This window comes from Pseudoxanthomonas sp. F37, assembly GCF_022965755.1.
GTDB lineage: Bacteria > Pseudomonadota > Gammaproteobacteria > Xanthomonadales > Xanthomonadaceae > Pseudoxanthomonas_A.
This window is the reverse complement of sequence record NZ_CP095187.1, coordinates 1722281-1748932: the sequence shown is the minus strand read 5'-3', so window position 1 is coordinate 1748932 and position 26652 is coordinate 1722281. Positions and strand designations below refer to the sequence as shown.

The window sequence follows — 26652 nt, the reverse complement described above, 5'->3', positions numbered from 1 at the left end:
TCAGCCGCGGCGCACCAGGCCGCAGTACACGCCTTCGATGGCGAAGTCCTGCCCCGGCTGCACGTCGATGGGCGCATGGGCGGGGTTGCGCGGCAGCAGGCGGATGCGACGGCGTTCGCGCTGCAGCCGCTTGATGGTCAGTTCGCCATCGATGCGGGCCACCACGGTCTGGCCGTTGCGTGCCTCGGGCGTGCGATGCACGCCGACCAGGTCGCCGTCGACGATGCCGTCGTCGATCATCGAATCGCCCTGCACCTTCAGCAGGTAATCGGGTTGCGGCGAGAACAGCCGGCGGTCCAGCCACAACTGCTCATCCAGACCGATGTCGGCCCCGATCGGCTGGCCGGCCGCCACCCGCCCCAGCACCGGCAACGGCAGCAGGTCGGCTGTGCCGCCGGGCAGGCGCAGGCCGCGCTTCTGGCCTGGGGCCTGCTCCAGCAGCCCATCGGCCACCAGGGCCTGCACATGCTTCTGCGCGGCATTGCGGGACGCGAAACCGAAGGCCACGGCGATGTCCGCCAGGCTGGGCGCGCGCCCGGCCGCCAGTTCCCGGCGCAGGAAGGCCAGGACGGCGGCACGTTGGGGAGGCAGGTCGAGGGAGTTCATAGGTGTACATTTGTACACCTTGAGATCTCACATGGCGAGAAAGACGTGCAGCTTGCTTCCAGGCCCCACACGCCTCAATATAACCTACGTTATAACACCCAAGGAGGCGGCCATGAAGCTCAAGATCACCACGGTCGGCAACTCCGCCGGCGTCATCCTGCCCAAGGAGCTGCTGTCCCGTCTGCGCCTGGAGAAGGGCGACGAGCTGCACGCGCTGGAGACGCCCGACGGCATCCGCCTGACGGTGTACGACCCCACCCTGGCCGAGCAGATGGACGTGGCCGAGCAGGTCATGCGCCGTCGCCGTACCCTGCTCAACAAGCTGGCGCAGTGATGCGGCGCCCATGATCGTCTGGATCAGCCGGGCCCTGGCCCTGGCCATCCATGACCGCCAGTTGGCCGAGCACGGCGGCGCCACCGGCATTCGCGACGAGGGATTGCTGGAATCGGCGCTCGCGCGCCCCAGGCAGCTGCACGCCTATGGGCAACCCGTACCGGACCTGGCCGATCTGGCGGCCGCCACGGCCTTCGGCCTGGCGCGCAACCATCCCTTCGTGGACGGCAACAAGCGCATGGCGGCCGTGGCCTGCGAAGTCTTCATCGTGCTCAACGGCGCCACGCTGTCGGCCGAGGACCACGAACTCTATCCGCAGTATCTCGGCCTGTCGGAAGGCAGCCTCGGCGAAGCGGATTTCGCCGCGTGGCTACGCCCACGGATCATCGCAAAGGCTCCCGGCAAGGTGCAGGAGTCCTCTCCCGCCTACCGTCCCTGACGGCGACGCGCCCACCGTCGTCCCGGCGAAAGCCGGGACCCACCTTGCCGTTGCCTTCCTGGCGTACGGAAGGATGGACGTCACTCATGGACAATGGATTCCAGCTTTCGCTGGAATGACGGCAGAACAGTGGCCGCACGGATTTCGGATACGCCTCAATACCGTCGTCCCAGCGAAAGCTGGGACCCACCTTGCCGTTGCTTCCCTGACGTACGGAAGGATATGCATCACTGACGGGTGATGGATTCCAGCTTGCGCTGGAATGACGGCAGAACAGTGGCCGCACGGATTTCGGACACGCCTCAATACCGTCGTCCCAGCGAAAGCTGGGACCCACCTTGCCGTTGCCTTCCTGACGTACGGAAAGATGCGCATCACTCACGGGCAATGGATTCCAGCTTGCGCTGGAATGACGGCAGAACAGTGGCAGCACGGGTTTCGGACACGCCTCAATACCGTCGTCCCAGCGAAAGCTGGGACCCACCTTGCCGTTGCCTTCCTGGCGTACGGAAGGATAGACATCACTCACGGGCAATGGATTCCAGCTTTCGCTGGAATGACGGCAGAACAGTGGCAGCACGGGTTTCGGACACGCCTCAATACCGTCGTCCCAGCGAAAGCTGGGACCCACCTTGCCGTTGCCTTCCTGGCGTACGGAAGGATAGACATCACTCACGGGCAATGGATTCCAGCTTTCGCTGGAATGACGGCAAGGCGGTGATGGCACAGGTTCGGACACGTCCGTCCGTCGTCCCGGCGAAAGCTGGGACCCACCTTGCCGTTGCCTTCCTGACGTACGGAAGGATGGACATCACTGACGGGCAATGGATTCCAGCTTGCGCTGGAATGACGGCAAGGTTGCTTTTCCTGCCGCGGACGAAGCCTCAGGCGGCCTGTTCCTCGGCGCGCTCGACCATGGTCTCGGCCATCTGGCGCCAGCTGGGCAGCTGGTCCAGCACGCCCAGGGATTTCAGGTAGCCCTCGTCCACCGGTTCGTTGCTGGCCAGCGCACCGGCCACATGCACGGCGCCGGGCACCCAGAAACTGCGCAGGCTGGAACGCTGCGGCTGGCGGTGGAACGCCACCGCCTCGACGATGGGCATCGGCAGGCCCCACAGGCCCAGCAGGTAGGCGCCGGCCTCGGTATGGCCGGGGCGGTCGTCGTCTTCGGCCACCGGCGTGTCGCGCTCGTCGCGCACGCCCGGCAGCAGCAGGCCGATGTCGGCCAGCAGCGCCGCCGTGGCACCGAGTTCGGAACTGGTGCGCGGCAGGATCTTCGCGGCCAGGCGCGAGGCCAGCAGCGCACGGTGCTGCAGGGCGGTGCGGTCCACGCTGGAGGCGGTCTTCATCGAGAAGACTTCGCTGGCCAGCACCAGGTCGCGCAGCGTGCCCAGGCCCAGCCGCGTGACGGCCGCGCGCAGGTCGGTGATCGCGCGCCCGTTGGAGAAGTAGGCCGAGTTGCACAGCTGCAGCACCTTGGCGGCGATGGCGGGATCGCCCGCCACCAACTTGGCGATGTCGTTGGCGGTGCCCTCGTCCTCCTCCAGCGCGCGGGTCAGCGCGAAGTACAGGTGCGGGGGCGATGGCAGGTGCTCCACGCGGCCGATGGCCCGGCGCAGGCGCGGACTGTCCAGCAGGTCGCGCAGCTCCTCCAGGCTGTGGATCGCCTCCAACACGGTTTCCGACGACAGCGGCAGCGGCAGGAAGCGGTGCGCCACGCCGATCAGCTTGATCGGCGCCGCCAGGCTGTCGGTACTGCCTTCCAGCAGCGCGATGCGGATGGTCTCGGGACGCAGCGTGCGGATCTGCCCCAGCAGCGTGGCCGGCGGCAGGTCGGCCAGCGTGGGCCCCACCATCACCACATCGACCGGGCCGTTGGCCACCGCGAACATCGCCGACTTGCCGTCGGCCACCGTTTCCACGGTCCACTCGTCTCCCATGTCGCCGATGTAATCGGACAGATCGTCAGGCAGGCAGGCGGTATCGCCAACGTACAGAATGCGCAAAGCACTTCCCCTTGTTTCGTGCAACCTTCAACGCGCGCCCTGCTGGCAGGGACACGGACCGGATGAAATCTAGCAAGGGTGTCGGCCGCAACGGGGCATTCTTGAGCCGCGATGCGGGGAATGCGCAGTCCTTCACATTCCGCTGTCGGTGGATTCCCGACACGCAGCGCCGGCTGCCCGCCCGGCCAGCACCCACCTGGGACGAACGACGGTCAAGGCGGAACGCGGGCGGACGGCGGCGTATCCGCTTCCCCATTCTCCGGCTGCGCGAGATGCAGCAGCAGATGCGCCAGCGTCACCACGTCCTGGAAGTTGTGCTGCAGCACCCGTCGCAGCAGGCCGGCATCGCCGCCACGCAGGTATTGCAGCCAGGCGCCGGGCGCCTCCGAGCCCGGCAGGTCGTCCTCGCGCACGATGCCCAGCGCATGGCGCTCGATGGTGGCCAACCGGCAGTTCTCCCACACGCCGCGATAACGCCGTCGCGTGGGGAACAGCAGGTCCAGGTGCTCGATGCCGGCCAGCGGCGTCCCCTGGCGCGCCAGCCGGTAGCGGGTGGCCAGCAGCGGCGCGTCGTAGCAGCGCCCGTTGTAGCTGACCAGCCGGGTGTCCTCCGCCAGCCAGCCGGCGAACGTGCGCAGCATCGCCGGCTCCGCCGCCAGGTGCGTGATCAGCAACTGGCGCACGCGCAGGCCGCCGGGCACGAAATCCGACGCCCCCACCATGAAGGCGCGCGTGCCGGTGCCGCCGGACAGCCCGGTGGTCTCGGTATCGAAGAACAGCATGCCCTGGGTCGGCAACGCGCCGGTCCGCGCGAACGCGCCATCGACATGCGGCGAGACCCCACTGAAGGGCAGGACCTGTTCCAGCTGCAGCAACCCCGGGGCGATCTGGTCGCCCGGCAGCGCGCGATCGCAGGCGCGCGCGGAAACGGAGGGACGCGAGCGCTCGCGGATGCCCAGCATGCGACGCAGTGCGGGCAACGGGTCATGCGCCGGCGGCAACAGCGCGGACGGCGATACGCCGCTGCCATGCCCGGCCTGGCGCCGCAGCCTCTGCAGTTTCTCCAGGCTGACGCTCATGCGGCGTCCAGCAGCTGCAGCACGCGCGCCGCCAGCGTGCGCGGCGTGGTCTCGGCTTCCTCGTCGTTGGCCAGCACCGGACCGACACAGGCCGGGCACCCTGCCCGGCAGTCGCAGGCCGCCACCAGTTGCGCGGCGCGCTGCACCAGTTCGCGCTGCCGTCGCCACAATGGCTCGCTCAGGCCGATGCCGCCCGGGTAGTTGTCGTACAGGTACGCGGTGGGCACGAAACGGTCCCCCGACACCGGCGACAGCACCTGGCTGTCGGTGCCGCGCAGTTGGCCGCGTCCCTGCGCATCCGGCAGGGCGAACCAGGCCCCGTCGCCATCGCCCACCGCCTTCTGCAGGTCGCGTCCTTCGGCCATCACGGCGACGGTGGCGGCGATGTGCAGCGCGTACGCTGCGCCGAGGAACCCGTCCAGCGCGTCCTGCCTCGATTCGAAGGCCGATTCCAGCAGCGCCGGCGGCAGCTGCCACCACACGCTGGTGGTATGCATCTCCTGGTCGGGAAGGTTCACCGGCCCGTAGCCGATGTTCTCGTGGGTGTAGTAGCGGATCTTCTTGTAGCCGGCCACCCGCCGCACCACGTGTACCTCGCCGTGGTGGCAGGTACCCTGCCCGGCAATGCAGCCATCGAAGCGCTCCAGCACTTTGAGCTTGGTGTAGTCGATGGCATCGGTGTAGTAGTCGACGTGGGTGCGGGTGACATAGGCCTTGCGCCCCTCCCAGTCCAGCCGTTCCACCTGGTAGGGCGTGGACTGGATCATGTGGATGGCCCCCTCGTACAGCGTCAACGGCACGCCGCTGTAATCGACCTCGGCGATGATCACCTGGCGGCCATCGGTGCGGTCCACCACGACGAAGTTGCCATCGGCCACCGATCGCAGGCTGACCGCATTGGCCGGATAGCTGTCGGCGATCCACTCGTAACGGTCGCCTTCGCGGTGCACCACGCTGTCCTCGTCCAGCAGTTGCAGGAACGGCGAGGGATCGACCGGGCCGAAGGGTTCGCCGGCGAGGAACGGCAGCTCGAATGCGGCACAGCGGATGTGATCCAGCAGGACCATCGGCTGGTCCGGCGCGATGCGCGCGTGTTCGGGCGGACTGTCGGCGAAGAACTCCGGGTGCCGCACCACGTACTGGTCCAGCGGCTGCGAACTGGCCACCAGGATGCCCAGCGACGCCTGCTGCCGTCGCCCGGCGCGCCCGAAGCGCTGCCATGTCGCCGCGATGGAGCCCGGATAACCGTTCAGCACCACCGCATCCAGGCTGCCGATATCCACGCCCAGTTCCAGCGCCGAGGTGGACACGATGCCGTCCACGCGCCCGTCGCGCATCGCACGCTCGGCCTCGCGCCGCTCGGTGGGCAGGTAACCGCCGCGGTAGGCGCGGATGCGCGCCGGCTTGCGCGGATCGTGGTCGAACACGTCCTTCAGGTACTTGGTCAGCACCTCCACCATCGTGCGCGACTGGGCGAACACCAGCGTCTTCAGCCCGGCCTTGATCGCCAGTCTTGCGATGCGGTTGCTCTGCGAACGGGCCGACGCGCGCAGGCCCAGGTCGGGATTGACCACCGGGGGATTCCACAACAGCACATGCTTCTCGCCCACCGGCGCCCCGGATTCGGTGATCGCATGCACCGGCAGTTCCAGCAGCGCTTCCGCGTGCGCCTGCGGATTGCCGATGGTGGCCGAGCAGACGATGAACTGCGGCGTGGCGCCGTAGAACGCGCATACCCGCTTCAACCGCCGCAGCACGTTGGCCACGTGGCTGCCGAACACGCCGCGATACGTATGCACTTCGTCGATCACCACGTAGCGCAGGTTCTCGAAGAACTGCGCCCACTTGGTGTGGTGCGGCAGGATGGCCTGGTGCAGCATGTCCGGGTTGCTGACCACGATGTCGCCGTGCAGGCGGATGGCCTGGCGGGCATCGCCCGGGGTGTCGCCGTCGAAGGTGAAGGCCTTCAAGCCCAGCCCGCCGGCCTTGCTCAGATCCAGCAGCTCGGCCACCTGGTCCTGCGCCAGCGCCTTGGTGGGGAACAGGTACAGCGCCTTGCCCTTGCGCGACAGCGCCGAGGCGACCACCGGCAACGTGTAGCACAGCGACTTGCCGGAGGCCGTGGGGGTGACCACGGCCAGGTGATCGCCGCCCTGGGCATGCCGCCACGCCTCGGCCTGGTGCGAATACAGCCGTTCGATGCCGCGGCTGCGCAGGGCCGTGGCCAGCGCGTCGGGCAGATCAGCCGGCAGCGCCTCGTAGCGTCCTTCACGCGCGGGCAGGACGAACTGCCCGGTGACGCGGTCGCGGTACTTGCCCGCCAGCCGCTCGGCCAGCGCGCGCCCATCGGCTTGCCTGGCGGGCAGGAGTGCGGCCTCGTCGGCCTGGCGTCGGATAAGCGCGGTCTGTGCGGGCATGTCGGGCTCTCGGGGATGCCGTCCATCTGACGCCTTGCCCGTCTCAGCCGCTGAGACTGACCAGCGGCCGCTCGATACGCGCCGCATCAGCTTTGTGATCGGCCGTTGAAGGCATTTCTCACCTCTGGGTAACAGCTGGCGCGATACCACTGCCGGCATGACCGGAGAACCCGCATGAACCCCCACCTCTACCACGCACATCTGGACACGCTGCGACAGGTGCCCCGCTCCCCCGTTCTGCAGGATGACGAATTCGCCGCATTCACCGCGTACGACTACGGGCGGCGCAGGCGCCTGCATCCGGATGTGGACTGGGAAGATGCCTGCCGCGCGTATGCGTTCGCCGCCGCGGCCCATGCCGAGCATGCCGGCGCGCTCGACCTGGACACCGAACTGCGCCTGGAGGACCAGTGGGACCGCCTGCGCGGCGATGCGGGTCCTGACTGGCCGGTCGCACGCACGCTGTTGCGGGAAGCTTGGCGCTGGCTGGACGAACACGATCCGGTCGCCTCGCGTGCGCATTGAAGAAGGCGGGCCATGACGAGACGACGAACGGTTGGCCGTTCGTCGCATGCAAGGTCGTGTTCCATGGCGCAGGGGCGAAAATAACGACAAGAACCGGCAAGGGCGTTGACCACGCGCCTCCTTGGGGAGGATGGGGTGACGCGTTGCCACAGGGGGCCTTGCGACAGCATCCGCTGCCGCGATGGGCAGGCGCAGGCGGCTGTCATGCAGATGCAAGCCGCGTTTCATCCGACGGGTCCACCCTGGGCGAGTTCTTGCGCCATGGAGGGAAACCCATGCCCCGCCTGCCCGATCCGTTCGCTCACGCCTGGACGGACACCACCGTGCCGTGCTCCGTGATCGACATCCAGTCCGAACTGCGCTTCTGGGAGGACACCTTCGCGTGCCAGCCCTTCCACCGGCCCGGCACGCCTTTCCGCTGCTACGTGCCCACGCTCAAGTTCGCATACGACACCTACCTGCTCTCGCGCAGACGCTCGCTGCACGAACTCCTGCCCACGCTGCCCGCGCGTTACGAGGCCGCCATCGTGCGCGGCACCCGCCTGGACTGGCCCTGGGCCATGGCGATCATCGAACGCGTGTGGGCACGGCTCAACGCACCCCTGGAAGAAGACCCGCCCCTGTTCGCGCCGTCCCCGGCGCTGGAAGAGCGCGCACTGCTCGACCACGCCATGCAACGACGGAGCGAGGTTCACGTCGTCATGTCAAAGGTGAACGAAAAAGGGGCTGCGTGGTTAAATCCGCGTTAGATCGCCCTTTATTTCACTTAAGCATCACCGCGCGGAACAAAAACTTTCCCCGTCACCAACACATCGACACGGGGATTCACCATGGCCAGCCAGTACCGCAACAGCCACGCCACTGCGCAGATCGTCGACATCGATGCCGAACTCGCATACTGGAAGACGCGTCTGAATGAAGATACGTTCCAGGTGGTCGGCGCCACGGTCAGCGACCTGGAGAAGTGCCTGAAGATCGGCTACGACGCCTATCTGCTGCACCACCGGCACGACTTCGACGAGATCGCGCCTTCCCTGCGCGACCGGCTGCAGCGCTACTGCCCCGATACGCCGATCGGCTGGTACCGCGCGCAACCCATCATGCGCGCGGTCTGGCAGAGGCTGAAGCCGAGCGTGGGCCACGCCTGAGCGGTCCGGGGCGCGCCTGCCGGCTGCCAGGCCTCAGGCGCGCAATCCCAGGGCGTGCTCGATGGCCCCGAACAGCGCCGGCACCTGCACCGGCTTGGCCACGCTGGCCGCGCAATCGTGACCGTCGGCCTGCCTGCCCGGCTCGCGCAGCCGGACCACGGGGCCTTCGAAGCCCGCTTCCTTCAACACCGCCAGCACGTCCGCCGCCGACAGCAACAGGATGTCGTCGTCGATGATCGACAGCGCCGGCAGGCCGTTGCGCGCGATCTGCTGCAGCGCGTTGGCGCCATCGGGCGCCATCACCGGGTCGTAGCCCTGCGCGGCCAGGGCATTGCCCAGCAACGACAGGCGCGTCGCATCGCCATCGACCAGCAGGATCCGGCGTCCCCCGCCATCGAGGAACGCGGCATCCTCGGCCGCGGCCCATTCGTCGGCCGCCGGGGCCGGCAGATGCAGTTCGAACACGGTGCCGCTGCCCAGCGTGCTGCGCACTTCGATGCGACCGCGCACCGACTCGACGATGCGCTTGCAGGACATCAGGCCCAGCCCGGTCCCGCTGGCCTTGGTGGTGAAGAACGGCGTGAACAACTGCCCGCGCGTGGCCTCGTCCATGCCGGTGCCCTCGTCGGACACGCGCAGCACCACGTATTCCTGGCCGTCGGCGCCCACCGTGAACGTGGCCGACAGCGTCAGCTGCCCGCCGCGCTCGGCCATGGCCTGGATGCCGTTGAGGCACAGGTTGATCAGGCACTGCTGGAACTCGGTGTAGTTGCCCTCGATCAACAGGTCCTCCGGCGGCGGCTCCACCACCAGTCGGACCTGCCGCGACAGGCTGCCCTGCAGCAGCAGCTGCACGGCGCTGAACAGCGCGGCCACGCTGATCGTTTCGCTGGCCTTGCGCGAACCGCGCACGAACGACAGCATGGAATCGGCCATTTCGTGGCCGCGCTTGCCGCTTTCCGAGATCACCGCGCCCAGGCGCAGGATCTTGGGATCGTCGCTGTACGTGGACAGCAGGTCCGGCACGATCAACAACGGCTGCAGGATGTTGCGCAGGTCATGGCTCAGGCCGGCGGCCAGCATGGCCAGGCAGTCCAGCCGCTGCGAGCGCATCAGTTCCTTTTCGGCATGTTCGCGCTCGCGCTCGGTACGCGCCTCGCGGATGGCGCGCGCCACCGCCGACGGCAAGCGCGCCGGCGTGTGCTTGAGCACATAGTCGCTGGCGCCCTGCTGCAGCGCCCTGACCGCCGCCTCCTCGCCGATGGTGCCCGAGAAGAACACGAACGGCAGGCGCGGGTCTCGCGCGCGCACGATTTCCAGCGCCTGGTAGCCGGAGAAACCCGGCAGCTCCATGTCCGACAGCACCAGGTCGAACGGATCGCCGGCCAGTGCCGCGCGCATGTCGTCCTCACCGTCCACGCGCAGGAACTCCGCCTCCAGGCCGGCCTCCAGCAGTTGTTCGATCAACAGCTCCGCATCGAGCTCGGAATCTTCCACCAGCAGGATGCGGACGCGGCCCAGCGGGGCACCGGAATGCGGCACGGCTCAGTCCCTGATCGGTGTTTCGTTGATGACGGCCCAGAACGTGCCCAGCGTCTTCACCGCCTGGAAGAACTGGTCGATGTCCACCGGCTTGACCACGTACGCGTTCACGCCCAGGTCCCAGCTGCGCGCCAGGTCGCTCTCCTCGCGTGAGGAGGACAGGATCACCACCGGCAGGTGCTTCAGTTTCTCGTCGCCCCGGATGTGCTTCAGCACCTCAAGCCCGTCCATGCGCGGCATCTTGATGTCCAGCAGCAGCACCGACGGCAGGCCCTCCTCGCGCTGCGCGTGGGCGCCACGGCGCAACAGGTAGTCCAGCGCCTCCACGCCATCCTCCACGTGGACGATGGGATTGGCCAGGTTGGCTTCGCGCAGCGCGTCGATCGCCATTTCGGCGTCGGCCAGGCTGTCTTCGGCCAGCAGGATGGTGCGGATGGCGCTCATGCGTCTCTCTCCGGGAAGGCGGAGCGTCGAGCGCCGCGGGAAGGGTGAAGAAGAAGGTCGCGCCCTGGTCGGGCGCCGATTCGGCCCAGATCCGGCCGCCATGCCGGCCCAGCACGCGGCGCACGCTGGCCAGGCCGATGCCGGTGCCGGGGAAGTCACTGGCCTTGTGCAGGCGCTGGAACACCCCGAACAGCTTGCCGGCGTAAGCCATGTCGAAGCCGGCGCCGTTGTCGCGCACGCTGAACAGATGGCTGCCGTCCTGCTGCCGCCGGTGCTCGACGTCGATGACCGCCCGCTCGCGCTGGCTGCTGTACTTCACGGCATTGCCCAGCAGGTTGCTCCATACCTGGCGCATCATGTTCTCGTCGGCCAGCACGATGGGCAGCGGCGCGATGCGCCACTCCACCCGGTCGGCGCGGCCCTCGCCCTGTTCGCCCGTATCCAGCATGGCGCGCGCCTCGGCCACCAGCGACTGCATGTCCACCGCCTGCATCCGCAGTGCGCCACGGCCCAGCCGCGAGTACACCAGCAGGTCGTCGATCAGCTGCGACATGCGTCGTGCCGAACCGCCGATCACCTCCAGGTAATGGCGGGTCTTCTCGTCCATGCCCTCGCCCAGGTGGCGACCCAGCTTGTCCGAGAAACCGGCCACGTGCCGCAGGGGGGCACGCAGATCGTGCGACACCGAGTAGCTGAACGCCTCCAGTTCGCGGTTCACTTCCGACACCTGTTCCACCTTGCCTTCCAGCTGGCGGTTCAGCGCGGCGATTTCCTGCTGCGCGGTCTTCTGCAATGAAATGTCGCTGACGGTCACCAGCACGGCGTGGTCGTCGCCCTCGGGCAGCGGCATGCGGCGCGCATTCAGCAGCACCGTGCGGCGCAGCCCGTCGGCGGTTTCCTGCTGCAGTTCGTAGTCCCACAGCTCGCGGCCGCGCGCCAGCACGTCGTCCAGGCGCTGGCGCATCACCTTGTCCTGCCAGGCGGTGCCCAGGTCGTCCAGGCTGGAGACCTTGCGCCCTTTCTCGAGGCCGTACAGTTCGGCGAAGGCGCTGTTGTGCATCTGGATGCGCTGTTCGCCGTCCAGCAGCACGATGGGCTCGCGGACCGTATCCAGCACCACCAGGGCGCGCTGGCTGGCCTGCGCGGTCTGCTTCTCGGCATTCAGGCGGCGCGCCACCTGCCTTCCCAGCGACATCAGCACCAGCGACAGCAGCAGCAACTGCGCGCCCAGCGCGATCATCCGCACCCACTCCATGCGGCGGCGCTGCTCGCTGACATCGCCGCTGCGCCGTGCCAGCAGCGCGTGCTCGTCGGCCAGGATCTCGTTCAGCAGGCCGCGGATGGGGAACCGGGTGGCCAGCGGCGCGACCACGCTGCCCCGGTAGGCTTCGGGAGCCTCGAGCAGTTGGTCGACCACGTCGATGCGGGCATCCACCAGTTCGCGCAGGCGCCCCACCCGCACCAGCTGCTCGGGATTGTCCGCGGTCAACCGGGCCAGGGTCTGGAAACGTTCCGGCAGCGAGGCGCGACCCGTGCGCAGCCGTTCGCGCGCTGAGGGATGATCCGCACCGAGTGCGATCAGCATGGCCGAGGACTCCATCTCGCGCACGTCCAGCGCCACTCCCAGTACCGCGGCCTCCACCTCGTGCGTGTGGATGACGACGTCGGTGGCTTCCTGGATGGAGCGCGACAACCACTGCAGCAGGATCACCGGCCCTACCACGATCAACAGGATAGCCAACCCGAGCAACAGCAGGCGTCCTTTTCCCCACGTCATGCGGGTGCTGTCTTCGTTCATGTTCCCCTGGCATCCGATGGACGCGCTGCGACTCCGACAGTCGCCGCGCGCGGAAAGTCCGGGGATGCTATCGCAGGAATGTCACATTGGGAATGAAGACAAATCCGTTCAGGAAACAGGCGCCACGCACACGCGATCCCGCCCCTCGTGCTTGGCTGAATACAACGCCAGATCGGCCCGTCGCATCAGCTCGCGCAGCGTCTCTCCCGGCCGATGCTCGGCGACGCCGGCAGACAGCGTGGTGACCGCGCCCTCATGCTCGCCACCGAACTCGCTGCGCACGCGTTCGGCGAATGTCCGCGCCGAACGCGCGTCGTGCCCTTCCAGCAACACGGCGAATTCCTCGCCACCGATGCGTGCGGCGCACCCGCGGGCTCCCGCGCGCGCCTGCAGGATGGCGCCCAGGCGCTGCAGCACCGCGTCGCCCCCGTCGTGTCCCAGCCGGTCGTTGATGCGCTTGAAGAAATCGATGTCCAGCACCACCAGCGCCAGCGGCACGCCGGCGGCGGCGCGCGCATGCGCGGCTTCGGCACGCTCGCTCCAGCCGTTGCGGTTGAGCAGGCCGGTGACCGGATCGGTGCTGGCCTGCTGGACCAGGCGTCGACGCATGCGCCAGGCCGACGCCGCGAAGTCGCTGCGGTAGCCGGCCAGCACCAGGCCGAAGCCGATGGTGGTCAGCGTGTACAGCCAGTACAGCGCGCTGCCGGTACCCGGCGCCCCGTACAGGACGATGCGTAGCTGGGCCATCGCCACGATCAGCAGCGCGAATGCCAGCAGCGATACCGGGCGCACCATCAGCGCCATCAGCGCCAGCGGCAACAACTGGAACAGGCCGGTGCGCAGCGCCAACTGGCCGGTCGCGCCGGGCAGCGGCATGCTCATGAAGATGCCCAGCAGCAACGTCGCCACCAGCGTCAGGACCAGCCGGTGCTGCCACTGCGGCAGACGCGCCACCGCGGCCGCGCAACCGGCCACCAGGCTGGCCACCAGCATCTGCAGCCAGCCGGGGTAGCCGATCGAGGGCGTGGCGCCGGCCATCTCGAACACCGTGATGATCGCCAGCAACACCGCGCCGCACAGCAGCACGCCACTGACGATCGGCCGGGTGGCGCGCAGCTGCGCCTGGGTCAGGTCCTCCCGCTCGGCGCCATCCAGTCCCTGGATGGACTCGCGCGCGAAGAATCCGCGCAGGCTGTGCAGCACGCCCACCGGCATGGGCGGGACCAGCGGCGGCGCACCGGCACGACGCGGCGCACCGCTCACCGGCTTCCCGCACGGCTCCCCCCGCATGGACCTAGCCGCCGAAGGTGGCGCGCATGCGCGCTTCGTCGGGCTGCTCGATCACGCCCTTCTCGGTGACGATGGCATCGATCAGCGATGCCGGGGTGACGTCGAACACCGGATTCCACGCCGGCACGCCTTCGGCCACCGTGCGGGTGCCGGCGATGCCGAGCAGCTCGCCGGCATCGCGCTCCTCGATGTGGATGGCATCGCCGTTCGGCGTGGCCATGTCCACCGTGGACGAGGGCGCCACCACCATGAACTTCGCTCCGTGGTGGCGCGCGGCGATGGCCAGCTGGTAGGTGCCGATCTTGTTGGCGGTGTCGCCGTTGGCACAGATGCGGTCGGCCCCCACGATCACCCACTGCACGGCGCCGGTCTTCATCAGGTGCGAAGCGGCCGAGTCGGCGATCAGCGTGGCGGGGATCCCGTCCTGCAGCAGTTCCCAGGCGGTCAGGCGCGCCCCCTGCTGCCACGGACGGGTCTCGCCCGCATACACCTTGCCGATGCGGCCCTGCGCCACGCCGGCCCGGATCACGCCCAGCGCGGTGCCGAAGCCGGCCGTGGCCAGCGAACCGGTGTTGCAGTGGGTCAGCACGCCGCTGCCGACCGGAATCAGCGCCGCACCCAGCTCGCCCATGCGGCGGTTGGCGGCCAGGTCTTCCTCGGCGATCGCCAGTGCCTCCAGCTCCAGCACGCCACGCCAGTCGCTGCCCGCAGTCTTCAGGGCCGCACGCATGCGCGCCAACGCCCAGGCCAGGTTCACGGCGGTGGGACGCGCGGCGTTGAGACGCTGCAGGGCGGGTTCAAGCCTGTCCGCCGCCTCGGCCGGCGTGGCGGCCATCACCTCGCGCGAGGCCAGCACCACGCCCCAGGCGGCGGCGATGCCGATGGCCGGCGCGCCGCGCACGGCCAGGTCGTGGATGGCCGCAGCCACCTTGTCGCTGGTGGTGCAGCTGAGGTATTCCACCACGAACGGGAGCTTGCGCTGGTCCAGCAGCTCCAGCGCGTTACCCGTCCAACGGATGGGACGGATGCGGTCGTAGCGGGCGTAGTCGATGGTGTCGTTCATGGGGCCCATTGTACCGGCCCCGTCCCCGCCCCTCCTCACGCCCCGGAGATCACCAACTGCGGAACTCGCCCCGGCAGCCGTCGGTGACCCAGACACCGCGGGCGTCCTGGCCCCAGGTGCGGCCCTCGATGCAGGCGGCGTTGGACAGCTGGCGGACCAGTTGCACGCGGCCACGACCGTCCACGCCGCACGTGCGCGTGCGCCCCTTTTCCGATTCGCAGCGGAAGATCCGGCCGTATAAGCCATTGTCGTAGCCGCCGTCGTACCAACCGCCACCGTTCCCGCCGTGGCCGCGGCCGTACACCTCGAACTCGGCCCGGCAACCGCGCGATACCCAGATCGCGTTGCGATCGCGGCCCCAGCTGTAGCCTTCGCTGCACGGCGCCTTGGAAAACTGGCGGACCAGGCGTGCCTCGCCGCGCCCGTTGACCGGACAGCTGCGCGAACGCCCGTCGATGGATTCGCAGCGGATGCGCTGGGCATGGCCCCAACCGCCACCGCGCCCGCTGGCGAACTCCGCGCGGCAGCCGCGGTCGACCCACACCCCATCCCGCGTGCGGCCCCAGGTGCGGCCTTCCTCGCAGCGCGTCTTGGAGACCTGCCGCACGATCTGCACGCCGCCGCGCGTATCCATGCGGCACTCGCGGTAGCGGTTATCGTTGGAATCGCAGCGCACCACCTGCCCTCCTCCGTAATAGCGATCGTCGTACTGCGGCGCGGCCTTGGCCGCGAGGGTGCCGAACAGCGCGACCGTGCCCAGCACCAGCGTTGCGATCAGGGAGCGTTCCATGGCGTGCGTCCTCGTGGGTGTTGGAACGCAATCTACCCCGCGATGATGAACGCGCGCCCACGTAATCGTTTGCAGCCGAACGCGCACGCACGGCGTGTTTGGCTGGCTTTCAGGCGCGCGCGAAATCGAAGGCCAGCACGTCGGCGATGCGCGGCGTATCGAGCATCGCCATCAGCAGCCGGTCCACGCCCAGCGCCACGCCCGCACAGTCCGGCATGCCGTGCGCCAGCGCGGCGAGCAGGCCTTCGTCGATGGCGGGTGCATCCTCGCCCCGCGCGCTGCGTGTCGCCACGTCGCGTTCGAAGCGCAGGCGCTGCTCCGCCGCATCGGTGAGCTCGTGGTAGCCGTTGGCCAGCTCCAGCGAGCCCAGGTAAAGCTCGAAGCGTTCGGCCACCCGCAAGCCGTCGCGCTCCACCACCTTGGCCAGCGCGCACTGGCTGGCCGGGTAGTCGTGCACCACGCGGATCTCGTCGCGGCCGAACGCAGGCTGCAGCCGGTGCGTCATCAGCAGGTCCAGCCAGTCGTCGCGGGTCAGGCCGTCGCCGTCGATGGCGATGCCGGCCGCGGCGTTGCGCACCATCTCCAGGTCGGCCGTCATCGGATCGACGCCCAGCTGCTGCCGGTACAGATCGCGGAAGCTCACGCGCGACACGGTCGCTTCCCGCCCGATCATCGACAACGCCGCCTGCACCAGCGCCACCGTCTCGTCCATCAGCGGTTCCAGCGTCCAGCCCACGCGGTACCACTCGAGCATGGTGAACTCCGGGTTGTGCCGCCCGCCCGCCTCGCCATCGCGGAATACCCGCCCCAGTTCGAAGCAATCGCCCACGCCGGCGGCGAGCAGGCGCTTCAGCGGAAACTCCGGCGAGGTCCGCAACCAGCGCGTGCGCGACGCGCCGTCGGTACGGCCGGAGAATTCCAGCGCGAACGAGGCGATGTTCGCGTCGGTATTGCCGGCGCGCGACATCATCGGCGTCTCGACTTCCAGTACATCGCGCGCGAAGAAGAACTCGCGCACCAGCCGGTTGACCCAGGCCCGCAGGCGCAATGCGTCGCGCGAGCCGGACGGTGCCCAGTCGAGGCCGGCGACGCCTTCGCTCCAGCCGGGCCCCGGTCGCCAGCGGCTCACGCACCGCTCCCGTGCTGCGCCAGGAACGCCAGCAGCTGCGCCTCGTCCCAGATCTCGATGCCCAGTTCCTGCGCCTTGGCCAGCTTGGAGCCGGCGGCTTCGCCGGCCACCACCAGGTGCGTCTTCTTCGACACGCTGCCGGCGACCTTGGCACCCAGTGCCTCCAGCTTCTCGCCGGCTTCGTCGCGGCTCATGGACGCCAGGCTGCCGGTCAGGACGACGGTCTTGCCGTCCAGCGGTCCGGCGGCGGTGGCGACCTCCTTGGGCGTGACCTGCAAGAGTTCTTCCAGCGCCGCACCGCTGCGGGACAGCAGCTGCGCATTCGCTTCGTCCTCCAGCCAGGTGGCGAAGGCATTGGCCGAATCGCTGGGCAGGCCGGCGGTGACGAAGTTGTGCACCGGCGCGTCCAGCAGCGCCTGCGCCGAGGGGAACGCAGACGCCAGCTGCTCGGCGCGCACGCGGGTGATCTTGGGGATCTCCAGGTCCACCAGCAGCGTCGCCAGGTCCAGCGATGCACGCAATCTGCCCGACGGCGGATGCGTGTCGCCGATGACGACGCCGCGTGCCAGCAGATCGTCGATGGCCTGCTGGTTGCCGGGCTGGTCGAGGAAGTGGCCCAGCGAGCGCGCCACTTCGCCGCCGATGTCCGGCACCTGCTTGAACAGCGGCCACGGCAGGCGGCGGATCACCTGCAGGTCGCCGAACCACTGCGCCAGCGCCTTGGCCGTGCTCTCGCCCACGTGCTGGATGCCCAGTCCGAACAGGAAGCGCTCCAGCGTGGTCCGACGGCTGCGGTCGATGGCCTCGATCAGGTTCTCGGCCCACTTGGTCGCCACCTTGCCGGCCTTGACGGTCTCAGGGGTGGTGCCGTCGCGCTCGTCCACGCGGCGCTTCATCGCCAGCAGGTCGTCCACGGTCAGCTTGTAGAGGTCGGCCACGTTCTGGACGAACTCCAGATCGCTGAGATCCTCGACGAAACGTTCGCCCAGGCCCTCGATGTCCATGGCCCGGCGCGAGGCGAAATGGATGATCGATTCCTTGCGCTGCGCCGGGCAGGTCAGTTCGCCGCTGCAACGCCAGACCGCCTCGCCTTCCTCGCGGACGATCTCCGAGCCGCAGACCGGGCAGGCCGTGGGCATCCGCCACGGCACGGTGCCGTCCGGACGCCGCTCCGGCACCACGCCCACCACTTCCGGGATGACGTCGCCGGCGCGGCGCACGATCACCGTGTCGCCGTTGCGCACGTCCAGGCGCGCCACCTGATCGGCGTTGTGCAGGGTGGCGCGGGTGACGGTCACTCCTCCCACGTGCACCGGCTGCATCAGCGCCCACGGCGTCACCGCGCCGGTACGGCCCACGTTGACCTCGATCGACTCCAGCACGGTCATCTGTTCCTGCGCCGGGAACTTGTGCGCGATGGCCCAGCGCGGCGCGCGCGAGACGAAGCCCATCTCGCGCTGCCCTTCCCCATCGTCCAGCTTGTAGACCACCCCGTCGATGTCGAACGGCAGCCCGTCGCGCGCCTCGCCGATGCGGCGGTAGTACCCGAGCAGGCCGTCCACGCCCTCCACCACCTCGCTGAGGCTGCTGACCGGGAAGCCCCAGCCGCGCAGCTGCTTCAGCGTGGCCGAATGCGAATCCGGCAGTTCGCCGCCCTCGACCAGGCCGGTGCCGTAGGCGAAAAACGCCAGCGGCCGCTGCGCGGTGATGCGCGGGTCAAGCTGGCGCAGCGAACCGGCGGCGCCATTGCGCGGATTGGCCAGCACCTTCCCGCCATGCTTGCGTGCGTGCTCGTTGTACTTCTCGAAATCGGCGCGCGGCATGTACACCTCGCCGCGGACTTCCAGCACGTCCGGCCAGCCGGTGCCGCGCAGGGTCAGCGGGATGGCCTTGATGGTGCGCAGATTGGCGGTGACATCCTCGCCGGTGGCGCCGTCGCCGCGGGTGGCGCCCTGCACGAAGGCGCCGCCTTCGTAGCGCAAGCTGATCGCCAGGCCGTCGAGCTTGGGCTCGGCCGAGAACCGCAGCGACGGACGCTTCAGCCTGTCGGCGATGCGACGGACGAAGTCCTGCACTTCCTCCTCGCTGAACGCGTTGCCCAGCGACAGCATGGGAATGGCGTGGCGCACTTCGGCGAACTTGCCGGCCGGCGCGTTGCCCACCCGCTGGGTGGGCGAATCGGCGGTGACCAGATCCGGATGCGCTGCCTCCAGCGCCTCCAGCTCGCGCAGCAGGCGGTCGTACTCCGCGTCCGGGATGCTGGGCTCGTCCAGGACGTAGTAGCGGTAGTTGGCATCCTCCAACTGGCGGCGGAGGTCGGCGATGCGTGCGGCAGGGGTCGGCGTCATGGGGGAATTCTAAGCCCGCCGGGCGTGACGGAAGGTGCCGGGTGGGCCTGTCGAGGGCCGTCCCTGTCCCCACCGCGTGGCGCCGTTGCCCCGGCGCCGGTCACGGCATGCCCGCGCCCACCGTCAGCCGCACCGGGATGCCGGCCGGATCGAAACCGTCCAGGCAGTAGACATTGATGCCGTAGAAATCGGGCGTGACGCGCTTGCGGTGGAACGGGTAGATGCCGCACACCTTGCAGAAGTGGTGGCGCGCGGTGTGGGTGTGGAACTGATACTCGGCCAGCGCATCCTCGCCCGCCAGCAGGCGGAAGGCGCTCTCGTGCACCTTGACCATCAGCGCGTTCTTCTTGCGGCAGATGGAGCAGTCGCATTGCGTCAGCTCTGGGAAATCCGTATCGATCTCGAAGCGCACCGCGCCGCAGTGGCAGCGGCCGGTCCAGGTTTGCAGGGGACGGGTCATGGGGCCTCCACGTTGGCGGGCAGGAACCGAACGACCTTCTGCTTCAGCAATCGGATGAGCGTGGGATCCATGAACGCGTAGTCGTCGGGGATGTCCAGGCAGATCACCCGCTTGCCGTTGAGGTGACGCCCGAACTTCGCCGACAACCTGTTGCGATGCGCCTTCTCCATCACGAAGATCATGTCCGCCCACGCCAGCAACTCGGGCGAGACCGGTACCTCGGCGTCATTGCCCAGCCCCGCAGACGCCGTTTCCACGCCCGGCCAGTTGGCGAATACCTGCTCCGCCGTCGGACTGCGCAGGCGGTTCTGGGTACAGATGAAGAGGACGTTGCGGGGCATGGACGCAGTGTGCGGGATAGCATGACGGCGGTCCAAGGCCCTCATGGCAGCCGTAGGCTGGGTTGAAGCGCAGCGTAAACCCAGCGATCCACCCGGGATCTCGAGCGCTGGGTTTACGCTGCGCTTCAACCCAGCCTACGTTGCATCCCTCTATTTCGGGGACCGCAGGATCTTGTCCATCGCCTTCCCCTTCGCCAGTTCGTCCACCAGCTTGTCGAGGTAGCGGATCTTCTGCATCAACGGGTCATCCACGTCCTCGACGCGCACGCCGCAGACCACGCCCCTGATCAGCGCTGCGTGCGGATGGAGTTGCGGGGCTTCGGCGAAGAACGTCTCGAAGTCCTCCTTCGCCGCGATCTGCCGTTCGAGCCCGGCCTGGTCGTAACCGGTCAGCCAGCGGATGACCTCGTCCACCTCGGCCTTCGTCCGACCCTTGCGCTCGGCTTTCTGCACGTACAGCGGGTACACGCTGGCGAAGGAGGTGGTGAAGATGCGATGGCCGGACATCACCTCGACTCCCTCAAGAAGAACGGACAGGCTTTTCGTAGGCTGGGTTGGAGCGAAGCGTAAACCCAGCGCCTCGACCCGTGAAGTCCATGAGCGCCGGGTTTGCGCTTCGCTTCAACCCGGCCTACGGCAGCTTGGATTCGCCAGCCTTGGAAATCGACCTCACCACCGCGGCGCCTTCGTCAGCGGCGGCGCTTCGTGCTGGCGGTCGTAGGCGCGCAGCTCTTCGCGGATGTGCTGGATGCGCTGGCGGCCGAGGGTGTTGCGGCTGTCGTCCAGGACCACGCCGCCCAGCAGTTCGGCCATGCGCTCGACGTTGGGCAGCAGCTTCTCCCAGGCTTCCAGCGCGGTCATCGGCGCCGGCAGGGTCAGGAAGAACGCGATGGCCGGGGTTTCCAGGGCGCGGATGTTGGCCATGTCGAAACTGCCGGGCTGCATGATGTTGGCCATGCTGAAAACCGGGCCGCGCTCCGGGTGCCCTTCCACCAGCCGGTGGAACACGTTCATGTGACCGAAGGTCAGGCCGGTCTTCTCGGCGGCGACCACGATGTCCTCGCCGCGCAGCACCTGTCCGGCTTTCGCGGCCACATACAGCGAGACGATCTTGTCGAAATCCTGGCTGGGACGCTTGCCCAGTTCGCTTTCCGCCCCGGCCACCGGGGTGCCCCCGGCCAGGCCCAGTTCGGGCTGGCTGACGCGTTCGCCGCTGTAGTCCTGGACCTGCTCGCTGGTGTCGTCGCCGGCGAGGCTGGGCTCCACGCGCGCCGTGTCGCGCTCGGCGGTTTCGATGCGGCGGCCCTGGCTGGGCTTCTTGGGGCGTCCGAACAGGAAGATCGCCACCAGCAGCAGGGCGCCGGCGACGAGGATTCCGATACGAAGCATGGCCATGTCGGACACAGGGGATTCTCCGGCAGGTTGGGATCGATCAGGGTCAGGCGGCGCCGGCCAGGCGGGCGGCCTCTTCCAGGTCCACCGACACCAGCCGGCTGACGCCGGGCTCGCGCATGGTAACGCCACTGAGCTGGTGTGCGGCTTCCATGGTGGCCTTGTTGTGGGACACGAACAGGAACTGCACCTTCTCGCTCATCTCCTTCACCATGTTGGTGAAGCGGCCGACATTGGCCTCGTCCAGCGGCGCATCCACCTCGTCCAGCAGGCAGAACGGCGCCGGATTGAGCTGGAAGATGGCGAACACCAGCGCCACCGCGGTCATGGCCTTCTCGCCGCCGGACAGCAGCGAGATGTTGGATACGCGCTTGCCGGGCGGGCGGGCCATGATCGCCACGCCGGTGTCCAGCAGGTCCTCGCCGGTGAGTTCCAGATAGGCGTGGCCGCCGCCGAACAGGCGCGGATACAGCTGCTGCACGCCGGCATTGACGCGGTCGAACGTGTCCTTGAAGCGGCCGCGGGTCTCGCGGTCGATCTTGCGGATGGCTTCTTCCAGCGTTTCCAGCGCGGTGGTGAGGTCCACGTGCTGGGCGTCGAGGTACTCCGAACGCTGGCTGGCTTCGCCGTACTCGTGGATGGCGGCCAGGTTGACCGGCTCCAGGCGGCGCATGCGGCCGTCGATCTGGGTGACGGCCTGCTCCCATTCGCGGATGTCGGCGACCTCGGGCAGCGTGTTGATGACGTCCTCCAGCACGAAGCCGCCGGCCACCACCGCTTCAGACAGTTGCTCGGCCTTCAGCGCCAGCGCCTGCTGGTCCAGCCTGCGCTGGGAGATGCGCTCGCGCTGGGCCAGCGCCTGCTCGTCGCGCTGCTGGCGGGTCTGTTCGTACTGGCGCAGTTCGTTGTCGATGCCTTCCAGCAGCGACCGCGCTTCGGCCAGCTGGCGGTCGGCGGTAATGCGGTGGTCCAGCGCCGCCTGGCGTTGCGCCTCCAGTTCCTGCACCGGCGAATCGCCTTCGTTGAGCTGCACGGTGAGCTCTTCCAGGCGCGAGTCCAGCTGGCCGCGCTGGCCACCCATACGGTCCAGGGCCTGGCTCAGCGAGACGATCTGCGCCCGCTGCGACTCCAGGGTCAGGGCCAGTGCGTGCGCGGCATCACGCGATGCGCGGGCGGCTTCGCGTGCCTGGTCGCGCGCCTCGACCCGCTGGCGGCGCTCGTTGTCCAGCGCCTGCCGTGCGGATTCCAGATCGCCCATGCGGGTGACCGCATCCTCCAGCTTGGCGCGGGCTTCACGGGCCTGCTCGCGGCTGGCGTCCAGGGTTTCGACCAGTTGCGCAATCTCGCCGTCGATGCGCTCCAGGCGGGTGCGGGTGGCTTCCAGCTTGCCCTGGTGGCTCTGCAGCTGGCCGGCCAGCTCGGACACGCCACGGTGCGCCATGTACAGCGTGCGCTGGGCCTCTTCGCGCTGCTGTTCCGCGGCAAGCAACTGGTCGCGCAGCTGCGCCAGGCGTTCTTCCAGCCCCGCCTCGCGTGCCTGCAGGGTTTCGATCTCGCCACGCAGCGCCTGGATCTCGCGCTCGCGCAGCAACGCGCCCTGCTTGGCCGCGCCGGAGCGCAGCACGCGCACCCAGCCGGCGCCCAGGCGTTCGCCGTTGCGGGTGATGACGGAATCGCCCTCGCCCAGCTGCGCTTGCAGGCGACGGGCTTCGGACAGGTCTTCGGCCACGTGCAGGCGGGCCAGCAGGCGACGGATCGCCGCCGGGCCCTGCACCTTGGCCGCCAGCGAGGTCGGCGCGAACGCCACGTCGCCACGATCGTCGGAAACCAGCGCGATGCGGCCATCGCCGAGTTCGCCCAGCGCCTCCACCAGCGATTCGGGGGCGTCGACCAGCACGCCTTCGATCAGCTGGCCCAGCGCGCCTTCGACGGCGTTCTCCCAGCCCGGCTCGACGGTCAGCTTCTCGCCCACGCGCGCGGCATTGTCCAGGCCGCGGGCCTTCAGCCAGGTCATGGCGGCACCCTGTTCCTGGCCCAGCGCGGCGTGCTGCAGGGTTTCCAGCGAGGACAACCGGCCGCGCGCTTCCTGCGCGCGCTTGCGGGTGTCGGACAGTTCGGCCTGGGTGGCGCGCTGCTGCTCCTGGGTGTCGGCGGCCGCCTGCTTGCGGGCCTCGACCTGTTCGGTCAGCGTCTCCAGCGATTCCTTCTGGGTGTCGTGCTGGAGCTGCAGCTGTTCGAAGGCGGACGCCAGCGCCTCCAGGTCCAGGCCCGCGCGTTCGGCGGCCAGCGCTTCGCGGCGGCGCTCGGCTTCCAGCGACTGGCGGTCGAGGTAGTCCACGCGGGTGCGCTCGACATCGCCGGCACGGGACGCCTCTGCGGTTTCGCGGCTGTGCGCTTCCCAGCGCTGCTGCCAGTCGGCCAGTGCGGCCTCGGCCTCGCGCAACGCGTCCTGGCGCATCACGTCGTCCTCGCGCAGCTGCTCCAGCTGCGGTTCGGCGTCGGCCACGGACTCGCGCAGCACCGCCAGGCGGGTCTGGTCGCCGCTGATGTGCTGGCCCAGTTCCTGCAGGGCATGGTGGGCCTCGTCGCGCGCCTTCTTCAGGCGCTCGGCCAGCTCGCGCTGGTGCTGGATCTGCTGTTCGATGCGGGCCAGCGTGCTGCCGACCTGGTAGACCTCGCCCTGCGCCTTGTTGAGGGCGTCGGCGGCTTCCTCGCGGCGCACGCGGTCGGTTTCCAGCAGCCGCTCGGCTTCGCGCTGTTCGGCGATCAGCTGCTGCAGCTTCGTTTCTTCCTGGGACAGCGCCTCGCGCAGACCCTGCAGCCGGCCGTCCAGGCCGCGGTATTCCAGCGCCTTCCACTCGGCATCCTTGACGCGGCGCTCTTCCTGCAGGGCCTTGTACTGCTCGGCCTGCTTGGCCTGGCGCTTGAGGTGTTCGAGCTGCTTGCCGATCTCCTCGCGCAGGTCGTTCAGGCGGTCGAGGTTCTCGCGGGTGTGGCGGATGCGGGTCTCGGTCTCCTTGCGGCGCTCCTTGTACTTGGAGATGCCGGCGGCTTCCTCCAGGTAGATGCGCAGGTCTTCCGGGCGGGCCTCGATGATCTGGCTGATCATGCCCTGCTCGATGATGGAGTAGCTGCGCGGGCCCAGGCCGGTGCCGAGGAACAGGTCGGTGATGTCGCGGCGGCGACACTTGGTGCCATTGAGGTAATAGTTGCTCTGGCCGTCGCGGCTGACCAGGCGCTTGACCGAGATTTCGTTGAAGGCCGCGAACTCGCCGCTGATGGTGTGGTCGCTGTTGTCGAAGATCAGTTCCACCGAGGCCTGCGACACCGGCTTGCGCGCCGCCGAGCCGGAAAAGATCACGTCGGTCAGCGAATCGCCGCGCAGCCGGCTGGCCGAGCTTTCGCCCATCACCCAGCGCACCGCGTCGATGATGTTCGACTTGCCGCAGCCGTTCGGACCGACCACGCCGGTCATGTTGGTCGGCAGATGCAGCACGGTGGGATCGACGAACGACTTGAAACCGGACAGCTTGATGGTGGAAAGGCGCATGCGGCGGTGTCTTCCGGGCACCGCGACCGGACCGGGCCGGCGCGCTGCCGCAAGTATGAAATGGGATCAGCTTCGACTGCCAAACCATTGATTTGACTGGCAATCCGGCCTGCCTTCAGGCACGCCAACGGATGAGTATAGCCGCCACGGCCGCCGGATGTCCGGGCCCTCCAGCGACGTACGCCGCACCACCCGCGGCGTACGGAGCGGCCCGCGCCTGTTAGCATCGCAGACCGTTTCACCCCTCCTCCCTCACTCATCAACGGTCCCCACCCCGTGTCTCTTTTTGCATCCGTCGAACTGGTGCCCGGCGACCCCATCCTGGGGCTGACCGAGGCTTACAACGCCGATCCCCGCACCCGGAAGGTCAACCTGGGCGTCGGCATCTACTACGACGAGCAGGGCCGCATTCCCCTGCTCGACTGCGTGCGCCGCGTCGAGGAAGCCCTGGCCGCCGAGGGCAAGCCGCGCGGCTACCTGCCCATCGACGGCCTGGCCGCCTATGACGCCGCCACCCGCGAGCTGGTGTTCGGCGGGGATTCGGAGCTGATCGCCGCCGGCCGTGTCGCCACCACCCAGACCATCGGCGGCAGCGGCGCGCTGCGCGTGGGCGCGGACCTGCTGAAGAAGCTGCTGCCGCACGCCACGGTGGCCATCAGCAACCCCAGTTGGGAGAACCATCGCGCCGTGTTCGCCGCGGCCGGCTTCGAGATCGTCGACTACACCTATTTCGATGCCGCCACCCATGGCCTGGATTTCGCCGGCATGCTGTCCGACCTGGGCCGGTTGCAGCCCGGCACCGTGGTCCTGCTGCATGCGTGCTGCCACAACCCCACCGGCGCCGACCTGACCGTCGAACAGTGGAAGCAGGTCGCGGCGCTGCTGCAGGAGCGCGGGCTGTTCCCCTTCATCGACATGGCCTACCAGGGCTTCGACAAGGGCATCACGGAAGATGGCGCCGCCGTACGCATCGTCGCCGAGGCCGGCATCGACAGCTTCATCGTGGCCAACTCGTATTCCAAGTCGTTCTCGCTGTATGGCGAACGCGTCGGCGCGCTGTCGGTGGTCGCACCGGACGCCCAGGCGACCAAGGCGGTGCAGTCCCAGGTCAAACGCATCATCCGCACCATCTACTCCAGCCCGTCCACGCACGGCGCGGCACTGGTGGCCGGCGTGCTGGCCAGCCGCGAGTTGCGCACGCTGTGGGAAAGCGAACTGGGCGCCATGCGCACACGCATCCACACGCTGCGCGCGGGACTGGTCGAGAAGCTGGCCGCCTCCGGCGCGCCGGAGTTCGCCTTCATCCAGCAGCAGGCCGGCATGTTCTCCTATTCCGGCTTGAGCAAGGCACAGGTGGACCGGCTGCGCGACGAGTTCGGCATCTATGCCGTCGGCACCGGCCGCATCTGCGTGGCGGCGTTGAACCAGCAGAACCTGGACTACGTGGCGGAGGCAGTGCGCACGGTCAGCCGCGGCTGAGCGTCAGCCCCGCCCCGCGATGCTCTTGCGGAACGCCGGAAACGCTTCGCGCCCATGGGACGCTCCTACACCCGACCGCAATCCTGTAGGAGCGGGCCATGCCCGCGATGCTCTATGCGGGAGCCCGGAAACGCATCGCGCCCATCGGGCGCTCCTACACACGACCGCGACCCTGTAGGAGCAGGCCATGCCCGCGATGCTCCTGCGGGAGCCCGGAAACGCATCGCGCCCATGGGGCGCTCCTACACACAACCCTGTAGGAGCGGGCCACGCCCGCGATGCTCTTGCGGAACGCCGGAAACGCATCGCGCCCATGGGGCGCTCCTACACAGCCCGCCACCCTGTAGGAGCGGGCCATGCCCGCGATGCCCTTGCGGGAGCCCGGAAACGCATCGCGCCCATGAGGCGCTCCTACACACGAGCGCGACCCTGTAGGAGCGGGCCATGCCCGCGATGCTCTATGCGGGAGCCC

The 26652-nt window shown here is 68.6% G+C and carries 22 protein-coding genes and 2 pseudogenes; 6 read left to right on the top strand and 18 right to left on the bottom strand.

Going from position 1 to position 26652, the window contains the following annotated elements; translation table 11 throughout:
- Complete coding sequence (gene lexA / locus MUU77_RS08085; RefSeq protein WP_245093621.1) at positions 1-606, bottom strand: transcriptional repressor LexA; 606 nt, start codon at positions 604-606, stop codon at positions 1-3.
- A gap of 112 nt (positions 607-718) precedes the next feature.
- On the opposite strand from lexA, the gene MUU77_RS08080 reads away from it, so the two are divergent.
- Both MUU77_RS08080 and MUU77_RS08075 read left to right on the top strand, forming a co-directional pair.
- The gene (locus tag MUU77_RS08080; protein ID WP_245093619.1) at positions 719-940 is read left to right on the top strand and encodes an AbrB/MazE/SpoVT family DNA-binding domain-containing protein; all 222 of its coding nucleotides are present in this window, start codon (positions 719-721) and stop codon (positions 938-940) included.
- A gap of 10 nt (positions 941-950) precedes the next feature.
- Positions 951-1379, top strand: a complete 429-nt coding sequence (locus MUU77_RS08075) for a type II toxin-antitoxin system death-on-curing family toxin (RefSeq protein WP_245093617.1) — start codon at positions 951-953, stop codon at positions 1377-1379.
- Here the strand turns inward: MUU77_RS08075 and MUU77_RS08070 are convergent.
- From MUU77_RS08070 to MUU77_RS08055, 4 genes and pseudogenes are all read right to left on the bottom strand, one after another.
- Positions 1324-2055: a hypothetical protein gene (locus MUU77_RS08070; protein WP_245093615.1), complete on the bottom strand. Its 732-nt coding sequence runs from the start codon at positions 2053-2055 to the stop codon at positions 1324-1326. The two genes, MUU77_RS08075 and MUU77_RS08070, sit on opposite strands and share 56 nt — an antisense overlap.
- 208 nt (positions 2056-2263) lie before the next feature.
- Positions 2264-3385: an HDOD domain-containing protein gene (locus MUU77_RS08065; RefSeq protein ID WP_245093613.1), complete on the bottom strand. Its 1122-nt coding sequence runs from the start codon at positions 3383-3385 to the stop codon at positions 2264-2266.
- A gap of 212 nt (positions 3386-3597) precedes the next feature.
- Positions 3598-4356: pseudogene (locus MUU77_RS08060) on the bottom strand (ribonuclease H-like domain-containing protein); the annotation flags it as partial.
- Between the two features lie 104 nt (positions 4357-4460).
- On the bottom strand, positions 4461-6881 hold the full coding sequence (locus tag MUU77_RS08055) for a DEAD/DEAH box helicase (RefSeq protein ID WP_245093611.1): 2421 nt from the start codon (positions 6879-6881) through the stop codon (positions 4461-4463).
- A gap of 174 nt (positions 6882-7055) precedes the next feature.
- On the opposite strand from MUU77_RS08055, the gene MUU77_RS08050 reads away from it, so the two are divergent.
- The 3 genes from MUU77_RS08050 to MUU77_RS08040 all read left to right on the top strand — a co-directional run bounded on the left by MUU77_RS08050 (position 7056) and on the right by MUU77_RS08040 (position 8554).
- The gene (locus tag MUU77_RS08050; RefSeq protein ID WP_245093609.1) at positions 7056-7406 is read left to right on the top strand and encodes a hypothetical protein; all 351 of its coding nucleotides are present in this window, start codon (positions 7056-7058) and stop codon (positions 7404-7406) included.
- A 275-nt stretch (positions 7407-7681) separates the two neighbouring features.
- Positions 7682-8155, top strand: coding sequence for a hypothetical protein (locus MUU77_RS08045; protein ID WP_245093607.1), 474 nt, complete (start codon positions 7682-7684; stop codon positions 8153-8155).
- Between the two features lie 81 nt (positions 8156-8236).
- Entirely contained in the window at positions 8237-8554 is a 318-nt protein-coding gene (locus tag MUU77_RS08040; RefSeq protein WP_245093605.1) for a hypothetical protein, read from the top strand.
- A gap of 33 nt (positions 8555-8587) precedes the next feature.
- Here the strand turns inward: MUU77_RS08040 and MUU77_RS08035 are convergent, their stop codons facing one another.
- The 13 genes and pseudogenes from MUU77_RS08035 to smc form a co-directional block, all read right to left on the bottom strand.
- Positions 8588-10096 (bottom strand): ATP-binding protein, encoded by a 1509-nt coding sequence (locus tag MUU77_RS08035; RefSeq protein ID WP_245093603.1) that lies wholly within the window; start codon positions 10094-10096, stop codon positions 8588-8590.
- Positions 10097-10099: 3 nt separating this feature from the next.
- Positions 10100-10540, bottom strand: a complete 441-nt coding sequence (locus tag MUU77_RS08030; RefSeq protein WP_187572820.1) for a response regulator — start codon at positions 10538-10540, stop codon at positions 10100-10102.
- Positions 10541-10559: 19 nt separating this feature from the next.
- Positions 10560-12317: pseudogene (locus MUU77_RS08025) on the bottom strand (ATP-binding protein); the annotation flags it as partial.
- Positions 12318-12446: 129 nt separating this feature from the next.
- Complete coding sequence (locus tag MUU77_RS08020) at positions 12447-13601, bottom strand: GGDEF domain-containing protein (protein ID WP_245093601.1); 1155 nt, start codon at positions 13599-13601, stop codon at positions 12447-12449.
- A gap of 31 nt (positions 13602-13632) precedes the next feature.
- A complete protein-coding gene (mtnA, locus tag MUU77_RS08015; protein WP_245093599.1) occupies positions 13633-14691 on the bottom strand; it encodes an S-methyl-5-thioribose-1-phosphate isomerase in 1059 nt (352 codons plus the stop codon).
- Between the two features lie 49 nt (positions 14692-14740).
- A complete protein-coding gene (locus MUU77_RS08010) occupies positions 14741-15481 on the bottom strand; it encodes a DUF3011 domain-containing protein (RefSeq protein ID WP_245093597.1) in 741 nt (246 codons plus the stop codon).
- Between the two features lie 109 nt (positions 15482-15590).
- Positions 15591-16529, bottom strand: coding sequence for an EF-P lysine aminoacylase EpmA (gene epmA, locus MUU77_RS08005; RefSeq protein WP_245094310.1), 939 nt, complete (start codon positions 16527-16529; stop codon positions 15591-15593).
- A 77-nt stretch (positions 16530-16606) separates the two neighbouring features.
- On the bottom strand, positions 16607-18958 hold the full coding sequence (ligA, locus tag MUU77_RS08000; RefSeq protein ID WP_245093595.1) for an NAD-dependent DNA ligase LigA: 2352 nt from the start codon (positions 18956-18958) through the stop codon (positions 16607-16609).
- Positions 18959-19058: 100 nt separating this feature from the next.
- Positions 19059-19418: a GFA family protein gene (locus tag MUU77_RS07995; RefSeq protein WP_245093593.1), complete on the bottom strand. Its 360-nt coding sequence runs from the start codon at positions 19416-19418 to the stop codon at positions 19059-19061.
- A complete protein-coding gene (locus MUU77_RS07990) occupies positions 19415-19759 on the bottom strand; it encodes a low molecular weight protein tyrosine phosphatase family protein (protein ID WP_245093591.1) in 345 nt (114 codons plus the stop codon). The genes MUU77_RS07995 and MUU77_RS07990 overlap by 4 nt, the downstream gene beginning before the upstream one ends.
- Before the next feature lie 150 nt (positions 19760-19909).
- On the bottom strand, positions 19910-20266 hold the full coding sequence (locus tag MUU77_RS07985; RefSeq protein WP_245093589.1) for a DUF2200 domain-containing protein: 357 nt from the start codon (positions 20264-20266) through the stop codon (positions 19910-19912).
- 162 nt (positions 20267-20428) lie between these two features.
- Entirely contained in the window at positions 20429-21163 is a 735-nt protein-coding gene (gene zipA, locus MUU77_RS07980; RefSeq protein ID WP_245093587.1) for a cell division protein ZipA, read from the bottom strand.
- A gap of 34 nt (positions 21164-21197) precedes the next feature.
- On the bottom strand, positions 21198-24701 hold the full coding sequence (smc, locus tag MUU77_RS07975; RefSeq protein ID WP_245093585.1) for a chromosome segregation protein SMC: 3504 nt from the start codon (positions 24699-24701) through the stop codon (positions 21198-21200).
- Between the two features lie 276 nt (positions 24702-24977).
- Here smc and MUU77_RS07970 point away from each other — a divergent pair, with 276 nt between their 5' ends.
- Positions 24978-26180, top strand: a complete 1203-nt coding sequence (locus tag MUU77_RS07970) for an amino acid aminotransferase (RefSeq protein WP_245093583.1) — start codon at positions 24978-24980, stop codon at positions 26178-26180.
- The last annotated feature ends 472 nt before the right edge of the window (positions 26181-26652 follow it).